Source organism: Oceanospirillum sediminis (assembly GCF_014164585.1).
Classification (GTDB): Bacteria; Pseudomonadota; Gammaproteobacteria; order Pseudomonadales; family Halomonadaceae; genus Oceanospirillum; species Oceanospirillum sediminis.
This window is the reverse complement of the sequence record NZ_JACJFM010000128.1, coordinates 1-468: the sequence shown is the minus strand read 5'-3', so window position 1 is coordinate 468 and position 468 is coordinate 1. Positions and strand designations below refer to the sequence as shown.

Below are 468 nucleotides of genomic sequence, written 5' to 3'. Positions count from 1 at the left end.
TGTGTTCCCAAAATACAGGCTCAAAATACAGTTTATCCGCCGTATCAAAATCCGTTGAAACCGTTTCAGGATTACAGTTGATCATTATGGTTTCATAACCACATTCCTTCGCGGCATAAACCCCGTGCACACAACAATAATCAAACTCGATACCCTGGCCAATTCGATTAGGGCCAGAACCTAAAACAATAATTTTCTTTTTATCTGAAACAATACTCTCGTTGTCTGAATAGCGCTTTCCATCAGCAGTTTCCATGTCGCTTTCAAACGTTGAATAATAATATGGTGTCTTTGCTTCAAACTCAGCAGCACAGGTATCAACCAATTTATAAACACGGTTAATCCCCATTTCCTCACGCTTATTATACACTTGACTTTCCAAACAACCCAACATGTGAGCAATCTGTCTGTCTCCATATCCTTTCTGCTTTCCTTCAAGCAACAATTCTTTATCAATGGTATCGATGT

General features: G+C 39.1%; 1 protein-coding gene. It reads right to left on the bottom strand.

The window, feature by feature from the left end:
- A partial coding sequence (locus tag H4O21_RS28120; RefSeq protein ID WP_502243749.1) for a carbamoyl phosphate synthase preATP-grasp domain-containing protein occupies positions 1 to 468 on the bottom strand: 468 nt, incomplete at both ends.